The sequence below is a fragment of the Algibacter lectus genome, assembly GCF_900112395.1.
Taxonomy (GTDB): Bacteria; Bacteroidota; Bacteroidia; order Flavobacteriales; family Flavobacteriaceae; genus Algibacter; species Algibacter lectus.
This window is the reverse complement of record NZ_FOLN01000005.1, coordinates 13,890-26,757: the sequence shown is the minus strand read 5'-3', so window position 1 is coordinate 26,757 and position 12,868 is coordinate 13,890. Positions and strand designations below refer to the sequence as shown.

The 12,868-nt window shown below is 31.5% G+C and carries 15 protein-coding genes; 8 read left to right on the top strand and 7 right to left on the bottom strand.

The genetic code is table 11. The annotated features are described in order from the left end of the window. Positions 1 to 13: 13 nt before the first annotated feature. Together BM246_RS10050 and BM246_RS10045 are read right to left on the bottom strand one after the other, a co-directional pair. On the bottom strand, positions 14 to 1,429 hold the full coding sequence (locus tag BM246_RS10050; protein ID WP_074937966.1) for a CCA tRNA nucleotidyltransferase: 1,416 nt from the start codon (positions 1,427 to 1,429) through the stop codon (positions 14 to 16). A 227-nt stretch (positions 1,430 to 1,656) separates the two neighbouring features. Then, positions 1,657 to 2,217, bottom strand: coding sequence for an L-threonylcarbamoyladenylate synthase (locus BM246_RS10045; protein ID WP_074937621.1), 561 nt, complete (start codon positions 2,215 to 2,217; stop codon positions 1,657 to 1,659). Positions 2,218 to 2,281: 64 nt separating this feature from the next. Here BM246_RS10045 and BM246_RS10040 point away from each other — a divergent pair, with 64 nt between their 5' ends. Continuing rightward, the gene (locus BM246_RS10040; RefSeq protein ID WP_074937617.1) at positions 2,282 to 3,043 is read left to right on the top strand and encodes a lipopolysaccharide kinase InaA family protein; all 762 of its coding nucleotides are present in this window, start codon (positions 2,282 to 2,284) and stop codon (positions 3,041 to 3,043) included. On the opposite strand, the gene BM246_RS10035 is transcribed toward BM246_RS10040, so the two are convergent. Next, positions 3,040 to 3,798, bottom strand: a complete 759-nt coding sequence (locus tag BM246_RS10035; RefSeq protein ID WP_227805427.1) for a glycosyltransferase family 2 protein — start codon at positions 3,796 to 3,798, stop codon at positions 3,040 to 3,042. The two genes, BM246_RS10040 and BM246_RS10035, sit on opposite strands and share 4 nt — an antisense overlap. 11 nt (positions 3,799 to 3,809) lie before the next feature. Continuing rightward, the gene (locus BM246_RS10030; protein ID WP_074937615.1) at positions 3,810 to 4,895 is read right to left on the bottom strand and encodes a glycosyltransferase; all 1,086 of its coding nucleotides are present in this window, start codon (positions 4,893 to 4,895) and stop codon (positions 3,810 to 3,812) included. Between the two features lie 142 nt (positions 4,896 to 5,037). Between BM246_RS10030 and BM246_RS10025 the strand changes: the two genes are divergently transcribed. Beyond that, positions 5,038 to 6,117: a glycosyltransferase family 4 protein gene (locus BM246_RS10025; RefSeq protein WP_074937613.1), complete on the top strand. Its 1,080-nt coding sequence runs from the start codon at positions 5,038 to 5,040 to the stop codon at positions 6,115 to 6,117. Positions 6,118 to 6,132: 15 nt separating this feature from the next. On the opposite strand, the gene BM246_RS10020 is transcribed toward BM246_RS10025, so the two are convergent. Both BM246_RS10020 and BM246_RS10015 read right to left on the bottom strand, forming a co-directional pair. Further along, positions 6,133 to 7,245 (bottom strand): glycosyltransferase family 4 protein, encoded by a 1,113-nt coding sequence (locus tag BM246_RS10020; protein ID WP_074937611.1) that lies wholly within the window; start codon positions 7,243 to 7,245, stop codon positions 6,133 to 6,135. Between the two features lie 63 nt (positions 7,246 to 7,308). Beyond that, complete coding sequence (locus tag BM246_RS10015) at positions 7,309 to 8,124, bottom strand: 2,3,4,5-tetrahydropyridine-2,6-dicarboxylate N-succinyltransferase (protein WP_042495492.1); 816 nt, start codon at positions 8,122 to 8,124, stop codon at positions 7,309 to 7,311. Between the two features lie 330 nt (positions 8,125 to 8,454). On the opposite strand from BM246_RS10015, the gene BM246_RS10010 reads away from it, so the two are divergent. The 6 genes from BM246_RS10010 (at position 8,455) to BM246_RS09985 (ending at position 12,212) form a co-directional block, all read left to right on the top strand. Further along, positions 8,455 to 8,754 (top strand): hypothetical protein, encoded by a 300-nt coding sequence (locus tag BM246_RS10010; protein WP_074937608.1) that lies wholly within the window; start codon positions 8,455 to 8,457, stop codon positions 8,752 to 8,754. A 110-nt stretch (positions 8,755 to 8,864) separates the two neighbouring features. Continuing rightward, entirely contained in the window at positions 8,865 to 9,275 is a 411-nt protein-coding gene (gene ruvX, locus BM246_RS10005; protein WP_042495487.1) for a Holliday junction resolvase RuvX, read from the top strand. Positions 9,276 to 9,394: 119 nt separating this feature from the next. Further along, positions 9,395 to 9,985, top strand: coding sequence for a peptide deformylase (def, locus tag BM246_RS10000; protein ID WP_074937606.1), 591 nt, complete (start codon positions 9,395 to 9,397; stop codon positions 9,983 to 9,985). Between the two features lie 54 nt (positions 9,986 to 10,039). Then, the gene (locus BM246_RS09995; protein ID WP_042495484.1) at positions 10,040 to 10,471 is read left to right on the top strand and encodes a DUF5606 family protein; all 432 of its coding nucleotides are present in this window, start codon (positions 10,040 to 10,042) and stop codon (positions 10,469 to 10,471) included. Positions 10,472 to 10,591: 120 nt separating this feature from the next. Continuing rightward, complete coding sequence (locus tag BM246_RS09990; RefSeq protein ID WP_042504760.1) at positions 10,592 to 11,263, top strand: Crp/Fnr family transcriptional regulator; 672 nt, start codon at positions 10,592 to 10,594, stop codon at positions 11,261 to 11,263. A gap of 76 nt (positions 11,264 to 11,339) precedes the next feature. Beyond that, a complete protein-coding gene (locus BM246_RS09985; RefSeq protein ID WP_074937964.1) occupies positions 11,340 to 12,212 on the top strand; it encodes an anti-sigma factor in 873 nt (290 codons plus the stop codon). A 69-nt stretch (positions 12,213 to 12,281) separates the two neighbouring features. On the opposite strand, the gene BM246_RS09980 is transcribed toward BM246_RS09985, so the two are convergent. Then, on the bottom strand, positions 12,282 to 12,866 hold the full coding sequence (locus BM246_RS09980) for an outer membrane beta-barrel protein (RefSeq protein WP_074937603.1): 585 nt from the start codon (positions 12,864 to 12,866) through the stop codon (positions 12,282 to 12,284). Between the last annotated feature and the right edge of the window lie 2 nt (positions 12,867 to 12,868).

Genomic DNA, 12,868 nt, shown 5'->3' with positions numbered 1-12,868 from the left:
GCTATTATATTTTTTATTCAGCAATTTGTAATCCTAATGCTTTTCCTTTTTCTAACATGAGTTGGTAGGCAGCATTAAATTCGTTCGGAATGTCTCCTTCTAAAATGGCTTCTTTGATAAAATCTTTAATAATACCAATTTCTCGAGATGGTTTCATGTTGAAAGCTTTCATAATTTCTTCACCAGAAACAGGAGGTTGAAAGTTTCTAACCTGATCTCGCTCTTCAACTTCAATAATTTTCTCTCTTACAATTTTGAAATTGTTATGGTATTTGTTAAATTTCTTAGGGTTTTTGGTAGTAATATCGGCTTCGCAAAGCGTCATTAAATCTTCTACATACTCGCCAGCATCAAACACTAAACGTCTAACAGCAGAGTCTGTTACGTCTTGAGCCAAAACAATAGGACGCGAACTCATAAACACCATTTTCTGAACAAATTTCATTTTTTCATTCAATGGCATTTTTAGTCTTTTAAACAAATGATACACCATTTTGGAGCCTTCAAATTCATGTGCATGAAAGGTCCAACCTACTTTTTTACTAAAACGTTTTGTTGGGGCCTTACCAATATCATGTAATAGAGCAGCCCAGCGCAACCAAAGATTGTCGGTATTTTTGGCAATATTATCTACAACTTCTAAAGTGTGATAAAAGTTATCTTTATGGCGTTGACCTTCAACTTCATCTATACCTTTTAAAGCCGTAATTTCAGGTAAAATATATTGAAGTAATTTTGTTTTTTCTAACAGTAAAAAACCAATAGAAGGTGTTTTGCTTTCTAGAATTTTATTCAATTCTGTAACAATACGTTCTTTGGTTATAATTTTAATTCTATCACAATTATCAGAAATAGCTTTAAGCGATTTTTCTTCAATAGTAAATTCTAATTGTGTTGCGAACCTAATGGCACGCATCATGCGCAAAGGATCATCACTATAAGTGATGTCTGGGTTTAATGGCGTACGGATTATTTTTTTATTTAAATCATCAATGCCACCAAAAGGATCTAATAAATCCCCAAAATTGGTTTCGCTTAAATTTAAAGCTAGGGCATTTATGGTAAAATCACGACGGTTTTGGTCGTCTTGCAATGTGCCATTTTCTACAGATGGATTTCGGCTATCTTCGGTATATGATTCTTTACGAGCTCCAACAAATTCAATTTCAATATCCTGGTAACGGAGCATGGCCGTTCCATAGGTTTTAAAAACTTGCACTTTTGGTTTGTTTGGCAAGTTTTTCGCCACTTGTTTTGCTAATTGTATACCGTCGCCAATGGCTACCACATCGATATCTTTGGCGTTACCACGTTCTAAAATATAATCGCGAACAAAGCCACCAATCACGTAACTATCCAAATTTAATTCTTTGGCAGATTGTGAGATGATTTTGAAAATTGGGTTTGTTAATGCTTCTTTATAATTCATACTGTGTGTGGCCATTAATAACAAATTATTAAAAAATAATTATGCTGTTTTTGTAAATATTCTACTTAGAAATTTACTGAAATGGCTATTTGGTTTTACTAAATGTTTAATAGTTTAAACATGGTGTTATCCATTTATTGAAGGCTTATTTTATCTTAAAAAATTATTTCTTTTTTTAGATGAGATAGACCTTATTTGAAAACTTGTGATGAATTTATTGGTATTAATTATTTACGAATAATTTTAACAACACCACTGTTACTCAATTTTATAATAGACGACGGATTCGCACATGTTTTTTCGCGTTGCAAATTTACAACATAGTCCACACCTTTTAAAACCTCTGGCGCTATTTCTTTAAAGGATTTAGGTGTAGGAAAGCCACTAATATTTGCAGAAGTAGATACTAGAGCTCCATTTAATCTTCTGCTAAGTTGGTAGCAAAATTCGTCGTCTGGAATTCTAATAGCAATGGAGCCATCTTCAGCAATTAAATTCAGAGCTAAATTTTGGGCATCGTCGTAAATAATGGTGGTAGGTTTATCGGCAACATCAATAATGGTTAACGCTGCTTCGGGAATGCTTTTTACATACTTTTTAAGCATTCTATCATCGGTCACTAAACAAATTAATGCCTTGCTATCTTCACGCTGCTTTAATTGGTATACCTTTTTTACAGCCTCGGGGTTTGTGGCATCGCAGCCAATTCCCCAAACGGTATCGGTAGGGTAGAGTATAAGTCCGCCTTCTTTTAAAATTTGTATAGCTTTATTTATTTCTTCATTCATGTTTTGAACCTTATATTTGCAGTGTTGCAAATTTACAATAGAAAATATATTCTATCTTTTTTAAATGAAGGAAATTAAAGTTTTTAATAACGATTTAACTGAAGCTTATAAAAATAAGTTGACAGAAATGATTCATAACTTCGATAATTATGATGGAGGTGTTGGTAATAGAAACATCATTAAAATTATAAATATTGATGGTGTAAATTTAAATATTAAAGCGTTTAAAATTCCAAATTTAATAAATAGAGTTGCTTATAATTTTTTTAGAAAAAGTAAAGCACAGCGGTCTTTCGAGTACGCCAATAAGTTAACCAAAATGGGTGTTGGAACTCCAAAGCCTATTGCTTTTTTCGAATATAAAAACACATTTGGTTTTGGTGAAAGTTATTATATTAGCGAGCAAGAGGATTATGATATAACTTACAGAGAACTTACCAAAGATTTTGATTACCCAGATTACGATAATGTTTTAAGAGCTTTTACTAGATTTACTTACAAGTTGCATGAAAAGGAGATTCATTTTTTAGATCATTCTCCAGGAAATACATTGATAAAAAGAAATGGTGATACCTATAACTTTTACTTAGTGGATTTGAATAGAATGAACTTTAAAACTTTGGATTTTGATACTCGAATAAAAAACTTCTCTCGATTAACGATACATAAAAGCATGGTTGAAGTTATGAGTGACGAATATGCCAAATGTTCTGGTGAAAACTATGATGATATCTTTAATTTAATGTGGAAAGAAACGGAAGATTTTCAATATAAATATTATCGTAAAAAACGATTAAAAAAGAAATGGCTGTTTTGGAAGAATTAGGAGGATAACTTCTCTAATTCTTTATATCTATAATAAACACCATAGGCACTTAGGTAGCATATTTGCAAACCTTCGACGCCGTCTAAAAATCCTAACCTGAATATATAATTTACAAGGAACTTATATAGTGGACGGATGTAAAAATGGAATGCGTTAGGCTTTTTTCCTTTTTTAAAAAGTTCTAAGGCTTTCAAGCTCGCATAATGTTCCATTTTAGATTTATAATGTGCTGCGCTATCAAAGCAATAATGTAACATATCATTTTTTAAAATTTTACTTTTGCCATTTATTATGGGCATTTCGTGAACAATTTTTGTTTCATCGTATTTAAAAAAACCTTTTCTGAATAGGCGATATGTTGTATCTGTTTGAAAACCACAAAAACGTATTCTCTTTTGTTTAAAAAAGTATTTGCGCTTAAACATGTAAGCGATAATATCATTTGAGGTATTAATTTCGGAATTTAGTTCCTGTTTTAGTTTTTCTGTTATGCGCTCGTCTGCATCAATAAAAAGAATCCAATCTTTAGTAGCTTGGCTTATTGCGAAATTTCTTTGGTCTGCAAAATTTTTAAATTCACGCTGAATGACTTTAACATGCTTTAATTTCTGAAGTTTTTCGAAAGTACCATCGGTACTAAAAGAGTCTATAACAATAATTTCATCGGCAAAATCAATGTTGTTGATAGCGTCTTCGATGTGTTTCGATTCATTAAAGACAATCATCAAAGCTGATATGTTGTTTGATTTTTTCAAATTAAAGTATGTTATTTTAGTAGATATTCTTCAATTTTAGCTAGAGTAATTTTACTGTTAAAAGTGGTTGAAGCAAAATTAAAACCTGCCTCTCCCATGCTTTTCGTTTTTTCTTTGTTGTTACTTAAAAAATCAACTTTATCAGCAAATAATTTTACATCATTTAAAGGTGTTAAAAAACCAGTTTCGTTATCTTTTACAACTTCGGGATTACTACTGATATCAAAGGCGATAATTGGTTTTCTGCATAAAGAAGCTTCGGCTAAAACATACCCGAAACCTTCCCAAAAAGAGGATAACACAAATAGGTCTCCAGAATACATTAAGTCCTTCGGGTTTTCTATAAAACCAGGAAATAAAACAACATCATTGATGTTAAGTTCGTCTGATAGTTTTTGTAATTCATTTTTTAAAGATCCTTCTCCTCCAATAATAAGTTTAAAATTAAGGTTTCTAGATTTTAACTCTTTGGCTAGATGTAATAAGAATTTTTGATTTTTCTGATTTTCTAATCGACCCAAATTAGTTAAAACAAATTCACCTTCAGCTTTTTTGTATATAGGGGTATATGCTTTCTGTATAAACGCCTCTATATCCAAACCATTATAAATAACTTCAATCTTTTCTCTTGGAAATAAATTGGAATTGTTTACCAATACAGTCTCTTTTGTGGCTTGTGAATTAGCTAAAATATCAGTTACTAAATTTTTAAAATAATATCTATTTAGAAATTTGTTTTTTATAGGTATTGCGCTACCTCGCCTATAAATTACGCGGTCTAAACCAGCTTTTTTTGCGGCAAGAGCGGCAATTTTTAAATCTCTAGATAAATTGATAATTATAACATCAATATTATTTTCCTTAAGAATATTTTTCACTTCGTTTATAGCAAAAGGATTAAGGAAACTTTGATTTGTTATTGATAAGCCTGCATGCTTTATACTAGATTCTTGTAATTTGTGATAAAGTTGACTGTTTTTGTTGGTAATAAAAAAAACATTATGCCCTTTATCGTGCATGTATTTACAAGTTTCTAAATGCCATTTTTCACCACCTCCCCAAGCCTTGGTTGTATTAAAGAAGCAAATTGTTTTCATGTAGTTTTGAAAGGTGTAATTGGTTTTTAGAATAGGTCTTAAAAGGAGTTTGGCCCCTTATATCACAAATGTACTTTTTTTTTACGTTAAATAGCTTAGCAATTATATATTTGTAATTATAAGTATTTTGAAAAAAGGTTTTATGAAAATTATTATTGAAGGCTCAACATTAAGCACAAAAGGTTTTACAGGGATTCCTCATTATATAATTAGTATTCAAAAAGCTTTAAAAAACAAGCATAATATTGAAGTTGAATTAGCTTTCAACCTAAAAAAAATAAACAAGTTTAAGCCTGAAGTTTTAAAGAAAACTCATTTCTGGTATGTTGGTTCTATATTGTTTTCTAGAACATTTAAACCAGCAATTTCTCATAGTTTGCATACGCCATTTTTAAAGCTTAACGGAACAAAAAAAATAGCTACAATTCATGATTTAGCTGTGCATCTTCCTGAATTTGCAGAGTTTAATTTTGCTTCAAAATATTTTCAAGAAAAACGTTATAAATTATTTCAGGACTTTGCTAAAAATGCAGATGCAATAATCGCTGTTAGCCAGGCTACTAAAGACGATTATTTAAAAATGTTCGATTACCCAGAAGAAAAAATTCATGTAGTGCATCTAGCTCCTATTTTTAAACCTTTAGTAACTAAATTGGATAATGAAAATGATATATTAAATTCATTCTCCATAGGTAAAGAAAATTACTTTTTAAGTGTAGGCGGAGTTTCAAAAAGAAAAAATAGTTTCAATCTTATAAAAGGGTTTGCGTTATCAGGAGAGCGTAAAACGACTAAGTTGGTTTTTGCAGGGAAAATTGTTGAAAGTGAGATGGAAATAATAAAGGTGTTTTTGAAGGAGCATGATCTTGAAAACGATGTTGTTTTTACAAGTTATATTTCAGATGAGACTTTAAGTGTGCTGTATAAAAATGCAAAAGCATTTTTGTTCCCAACGTATTATGAGGGGTTTGGAATTCCTATAATTGAAGCTATGGCTTATGGTTTACCTGTTTTAACAGGTAATATTGGTGCAGCACCAGAGGTAGCAAATGGGTATGCGCTTTTAGTAGACCCTCATAACCCAGAAGAAATAGCTAGAGGCATAGTTGATTTAGGAAATATTGAGAAAGATAAAGTGAAATTAGCAAAAGAGTACGCTAAAGGGTTTACTTGGGATAAAGTTGCAGAAGAGACAATTAAGGTTTATAATTCTGTATTGTAAGTAAGCAAAATGTAATTAAATAAGAGCGTTGTAGATTGCTACATGTTGCTCAGCAATATGTTTATCTTCAAATTTCTGGGCATATTCTAAGCCCTTCGAAACCATAAGCAGTTGCTTTTGTTCCGAATTAAGTAAGTTTTCTATTTCAGATCTTAATTCACTAACATTTTCAGGATCAATATAAATACTATCTGGTCCTCCAGCCTCAGGAAAACAACTCCCTTTACTTGTAATTACGGGTGTTTTAGAGTATAAAGCCTCTATTATGGGGATACCAAAACCTTCGAAAATACTTGGGTAAACAAAAATATTTGCTAATTGGTATATGTGTGCAAGTTCTTCTGTACTAACATTTTTAAGAAAGTGAACTCTATGATTTAAGTTCTTGCTATTTATGTATTCTTTAACTGTGTTAGTGTATTTCCTTTTATCATTACCTACTACCACTAAGTCGATGTCTAACGTTTCAATAGCTTTTATTAAATTAAGTAAATTTTTCCTTTTTTGAATAGTACCTACGTTTAAAACAAACGCCTTCGGAATATTAAACTTAGTTCTTGTTTGTTCTAATGCTTCAGAAGGATAAACTTGCTTAAAAGCTTTGTTGCATCCTTGATAGATAACAGAAACTTTTTCAGGATCAATATTTAAAAAATGCACAATGTCCTTTTTTGTTTCTTCGGAAATAGCAATAACTACATCTGCTTTATCAGCAGCATATTTAAATTTTTTGAAGTAGATTCTTCTGTCTATTGGGGAGTATAGTTTAGGAAATCTCATAAATATTAAATCATGTATAGTTACAATTGTTTTAATATTCATTTTATGAATGCCTTGAGGGATTTCGCCACTTAAACCGTGGTATATCTCAATTTTATCATTTTTAATTTGATTTAATATTCCTTTTTGTCTCCAAATAGATGAGAATATTTTCCAGAAAATAGAACTTGGTAAAACTTCTGTTGTGTTTTCATTTAAGCTAAAATTGATTTTAGCTTTTTTAGGATTGTATAATACGTATTGGTTTTTAGGGAAATAAGAAGAAATAATACTAATTAAATCTCTACTAAAATTACCTAAACCAGACCTATTGTGAAAAGCTCTTTTAGAATCATATCCTATTTTCATATTCAATAATATTTAAATGTTATTTTTTGACACAAGGTTAGGTCTGGTATAGATATATTTTATTTAAACGGCTACACTATGCTCTCTTAAAGCATCGTTAAGCGATGTTTTTTTGTTTGTACTTTCTTTACGTTTACCAATAATAATTGCACATGGTACATTGTAAGTTCCAGCAGGGAATTCTTTAGCATAACTACCAGGTATTACTACCGAGCGTGCAGGAACAACACCTTTATATTCAACAGGTTCATCACCCGTAACATCAATAATTTTTGTACTCATAGTTAGTGTTACACCAGCACCTAAAACAGCTTCTGTTTCAACACGTACACCTTCAACAACAATACAACGGCTACCAATAAAAGCATTATCTTCTATAATTACCGGAGCAGCTTGTAATGGCTCTAAAACACCACCAATACCAACACCACCAGAAAGGTGAACGTTTTTACCAATTTGAGCACAACTACCAACGGTTGCCCAAGTATCTACCATGGTTCCTTCATCTACATAAGCTCCAATGTTTACATAACTTGGCATTAAAATAGTTCCCGCAGAAATATAAGCACCATGTCTAGCAACAGCATGAGGTACTACACGAATGCCTTTTGCAGCATAACCTGTTTTTAATGGAATTTTATCATGAAATTCTAATGGACCACATTCTATGGTTTCCATTTTTTGAATTGGGAAATATAAAACTACGGCTTTCTTAACCCATTCGTTAACTTGCCATCCACCTTCAATAGGTTCAGCAACGCGCAATTCACCTGCATCTAATAAATCAACAACTTTTCTAATGGCTGTTGTAGTTGCTTCTTCATTTAAAAGGTCTCTGTTCTCCCAAGCTTTTTCTATGATCTCTTGTAATTGTGTCATTTTTGTGTTTTATTTTTCGCAAATATAATAGGTATCAACTAAAATATGGTAACTATTAAAATATAATATTGCGGTTTTAGCCGTTAAATTTGGGTTAAAACACACCACATGCACACACTTGAAAGCGCTGTTTGTCTTTCTTTAAGGCTTTTTGTCGGTAAAATATTTTTCACATCTGTTTTTAGTCGTTTAAAATGATTATTTCAACAGTTAAACGTTGAAATCATTCCGATTTTCTAGTAAACGAAAATCTGTGTGGTTACAACTAATATATTGTTTTCAACATGTTGTTGCTCTGTATATTTGTAGCAACAAAGTATCACATCAAACATGAAAACAAACTTTATCATACTATTAATTTTACTTCTTACAGTTTCTGTTGGAAACGCACAAAGCGTAGACAGCGAGAATGTAGCTGTAAAAACTAGTGAAATTGTTTCTGTTGAAGATACTGAGAAACAAGTTACGGTTGATACTGTTGATGAAGATAATACATTAATTGATACAGTAGAATTTGAAGCTATTTTAGCGCGTACTACAAGTGATATTAGAAGTTACTTAAATAGGGAAAGAAACATTAGCAACATCGGTTTATTGTTTCCTACTATCGAAAAAAGAGTAAAAGCATAATTAAAAAAATAAAAGAGTTATATTATTAAGGTTATCTGAAAAGATAGCCTTTTTTGTTTTTAAACAGTTTTCAATAGTATTAATAAACTATTTTTGCACAAAACTTATTTATGGCACGCATTTTAGCAATAGATTATGGCACCAAGCGCACGGGAATTGCAATTACCGATGAGTTACAAATTATTGCCTCTGGGCTTACTACAGTAAATACTAAAGAGATTTTTAGTTTTTTAAAAACCTACACGTCTAAAGAGCAGGTAGAGTTGTTTTTGGTAGGCGAGCCTAAACAAATGGACAATACAGCATCTGAAAGTGAAGTTTTTATTGCAAAATTTTTAAGTAAGCTTGAAAAACAGTTTCCTAATATACCTGTAAAACGTGTTGATGAGCGTTTTACATCTAAAATGGCATTCCAAACTATGATTGATAGTGGTTTGAAAAAGAATCAAAGAAAAAATAAAGCTTTGGTAGACGAAATTAGTGCCACACTTATTTTACAGAGTTATTTGTATTCTAAATAAGTATTACAATATTATTTTCCGGACTTTACTTAATAGATTAAAATCTGTTTTTTCTAAGTAAAAAGTTCGTAGTAAATTTATAGAATTGTACTTTTGCATTTACTAACAAAAAACATAGAATGATTTTACCTATTGTAGCATACGGCGATCCCGTTTTAAAAAGAAAAGCGACCGATATTACTGAAGATTATCCAAAACTAGATGCCTTGGTGGATAACATGTTCGAAACCATGTACAACGCCTATGGTGTTGGTCTTGCTGCGCCTCAAATAGGTTTACCAATTCGTATGTTTTTAGTAGATACGACACCTTTTGCTGATGATGAAGAATTAACAGAAGAGGAACAAAAAAGTTTAGAAGGTTTTAAACGTGTTTTTATAAATCCAAAAATCAGTAAAGAAGAAGGAGAAGAGTGGGCTTTTAACGAAGGTTGCTTAAGTATTCCGGACGTTCGTGAAGATGTATTTAGAAAACCTGTTATTACTATTGAGTATCTAGATGAAAATTTTAAAGCACACACCGAAACATTCGATGGTTTAGTGGCAAGAGTAATTCAGCATGAATACGACCATATCGAAGGTGTTTTATTTACAGATAAACTATCTAGCCTAAAAAAGCGTTTAATAAAAGGACGTCTTTCAAACATTTCTAAAGGCAAGATAAAAGTAGATTACAGAATGCGCTTTCCTGATCAAAAAAAGAAACGATAATATTTGCAAGACATCAATAAACATTTGATATTTGCGACTTTCAAAAAATAATTTATGAGTTTAGATAAAGTTCTATCAATATCTGGAAAACCAGGTTTGTATAATTTAGTAACGCAAACCAGAGGTGGTTTTATAGCAGAATCGTTAATCGATAAAAAACGTATTACTGTAAATGTGCGTCAAAATGTTAGCGTTTTAAGCGAAATTGCTATTTATACTTTAACAGAAGAAGTACCGTTGAAACAAGTGTTTTTAAATATTAAAAACAAAGAAAACGGTCAAGAAAGTTCGGTTAAGCCTAAAGATGGTAAAGATAAATTAGAAGAGTACTTTTTTGAAATTTTACCAGATTACGATGAAGATCGTGTTTACGCTAGTGATATTAAAAAGGTGTTACAATGGTATAATTTATTAGTAAAAAATAATTTACTAGATAATTTAGAAGCTGAAATTGCAGAAAGTAAAGCTGCAGACGAAGAAGAATAAATACTAGTTTATTTAAAATATACATGAAAGCTTCCATATTATGGGAGCTTTTTTTTTGCAGTTATGTAAGTATTACAGCCTTTTTGCGTCTATTAATGAGTAAATTAATTTCTTTTAAATATGAACTCACTTTGGTTTTTCGACGACGTAAATCTTTTTAAAGTCCTTTGTCCGCATAAGTTTAAAAATTATAAAAAAGATCATACTTTCGATGCTTATAAAAAGCAGGATTATATTTATTTCGAGCAAGATTTTGCCAATAAAGTCTATTTAATAGAAAAAGGCAAAGTTAAAATAGGATACTATAATGAAGATGGAGTAGAAGTTGTAAAAGCTATTTTAACCAAAGGAGAACTGTTTGGAGAAACGGCCATATTAGGCGATGATACCCGAGAAGAGTTTGCTCAATCTGTAGATAACGCAACAAGCATTTGCCCTGTTGGGGTAGATACTATGCACAATTTAATGCGAGACAATCAAACTTTTAGTTTTAAAGTCTATAAAGTAATAGGTTTTAAATTGAAAAAATTGGAACGTCGCTTGCAATTATTACTTTTTAAAGATGCCAAAACCCGTCTTCTAGAATTTCTACATGAATTATGCACCGATTATGGTTACGATTGTGACCAAACAGGAGATCGGGTAGTAAACCATCCATACACACAAAAAGATATCGCCTCGTTAATTGGTACCTCTAGACCAACTTTAAATGTGCTTTTAAATGAATTAAGAGATGAAAACGTACTTGAATTTAAAAGAAAAGAGATAAGAATTTATAAAAAAAGTGCTTAATGTTAGTTGGCTAACATTTTATAATGTTTTAGTGAAATACCTTTGGAGTATAAAACAATCACTAAAAAAAGATAAAATGATTAAGAACACAATTTTAGCAATGTTAGCCCTAGGGGTTTTAACAACATCATGCGATAGCGATGACGATAACGCACCAACAACAGCAAATTTAACAATCAACCTTACAGGTTTGGAAGAACTTGGTAGCGATTTTGTTTACGAAGGATGGATAATTGTTGATGGAGCACCAGTTTCAACCGGAACATTTTCCTCAGTAGATTTTCCTCAATCTTTTTCTGTCGATGCAGATCAATTAGCAAGTGCATCAACATTTGTACTTTCTATTGAACCGGCAGTAGATTCTGACCCAGCTCCAGCTGCAACAAAAATTTTAGCAGGAGATTTTTCTGGTAGTTCAGCAAGTGTAAATTCAAATAATATAGTTGCAGATTTATCATCTTCTAAAGGGAAATATATTCTTGCAACACCTACAGATGAAGATGAAACTAACGAAGAAAGTGGAGTTTGGTTTTTAGATAACTCTGGCGAAGCAGCTGTTCAAGGTTTAGATTTACCAACACTATCTGATGGATGGGTATATGAAGGTTGGGTTGTATTCGATGGTACTCCAGTAAGTACAGGTACGTTTACAGATCCAAATGCTGCAGATAATAATGCTGCAACTTCAGTTTTTAAAGGCGATGCAGGTAATGGACCTGGTTATCCAGGAGAAGATTTTCTTCAAAATGCACCATCAGGATTAACTTTTCCAACAGATTTAAAAGAAAGAACAATTGTTATTTCTGTAGAACCAAGTCCTGATAATAGTGCAGCACCTTTCACACTAAAACCTTTAGCACATGTAGTTCCTGCAGATGCTATGAACCACACCGTAATAGATATGGGAGCTGGCCCAGTAGTAAGTTTGTCTGGTACAGTAACAAGATAATATTAAAAATAAGCATAAAAAAAGCCCTAGTAATTTTTACTAGGGCTTTTGGTTTTTATAAAGTTTGGACTATAAAATAATAGCTAAACTCAAAATTAGTTGATCCGGTCGCGTATCTAAACGGCCACTATTTATTACATCATTACCAATTAAGGTGCCTTCATTTTTACTAAATCCACGTTCGTATCTTAAATCAATACCAACTTTTTTGAAGTTTAATCCAACACCAAAATTAAGGCCTACTGAAAAATCTTCTTTAATATCACCAATTGTAATATCTTCATATTCGGTGTCTAAAATATATTGAAATGATGGACCAGCGAAAACACTAACCGGGCCTAGAATATTCAATCCAACCAAAATTGGAGCATCAAGTTTTTGCATTTCAAAGCTATCATTATCGTAATCACTTTTTGTTTTTGTGTAAACAATCTCTGGTCTCAAATATAATTTGTCACCAATTTTCCCAAATAGACCAATGTGGTATCCAACATTTCTATCTGGATTTTTAGAAGCTTGTGTTGCAGACTCAACATATTTACCATTAGCATTGTAATTTAAACCTCCTTTAATACCAATACCACTAGCTGTTTGCGCGAAAGCTGCTGATGGGACAACAATGGCGACTACTAAAATTAAAAATAAATTTTTCATAA